This window comes from Vibrio sp. 1402, assembly GCF_033340275.1.
Genome location: NZ_JAWOWE010000163.1, coordinates 1 through 818, shown reverse-complemented (window position 1 = coordinate 818; position 818 = coordinate 1). Strand labels below are relative to the sequence as shown.

Annotated in this window: 1 pseudogene; it reads right to left on the bottom strand. The window is 45.8% G+C overall.

The features are described 5' to 3' along the window. Positions 1 to 818: pseudogene (locus R7044_RS24825) on the bottom strand (phosphate ABC transporter permease); the annotation flags it as partial.

Genomic DNA, 818 nt, shown 5'->3' with positions numbered 1-818 from the left:
CATCACCACGACCGTAATCAGATGGTCTTCGACTATCGGAGCAAACCATAACCCGGCAAGGAAACCGATGATGACGGTCGGCAGTGCTTCCATCAATTCAATGGACGGCTTAACCACTCGACGCATGCGTGGCGACATAAAATACGCCGTATAAATAGCGCCTAGCACCGCCAAAGGCACTGAAAACAGCATCGCAAACATAGCCGCTTTTATCGTGCCGAACGCAATCGGCACCAAGCTAAATTTGGCTTCAAAGTTGTCACTGGCCGATGTAGATTGCCATACAAATTCAGGCTCTGGATAGCCTTCGTACCACACTTTCTGCCACAGTGAAGAAAGCGAGACTTCAGGGTAAGAGTTATCGACCTCTGCCACCTTTAACGAGTCATCATTCCAAGTAATCAGATAGCGTTCATTGTTCGACATTGCCGCCATCGCAGGCGCTTGTTTATAAGCTCGCTTAAACAACACCAGTTTTTCACTGGTCGTGTAATGACTCTGAAGCGTACCGTTGGTGTAGAAACTGTAGAATCCTTTGCGGTGTGAATCCGGCAATAAGTATTTAAGTTCAGACGCTAATTTGAAGTCACGAATATGAGTTAAGGTTCGCTTATCATTTTGCAAAGTATCAAACCACTGCGAAACGCGACCATCATTGTGCGTCACCAACAGGGAATATGCGCCCGCAAGCAAATCAATCGTTCTTACAGAATGCTTTTTATCCCCTTGAGTAAGATCAATAACTTCGCGCACCGTAAACTTTTGAGCGGCTTTGGTCAGAACAATTAACTCCGAACCATCACGTAAATAAAGCGTTT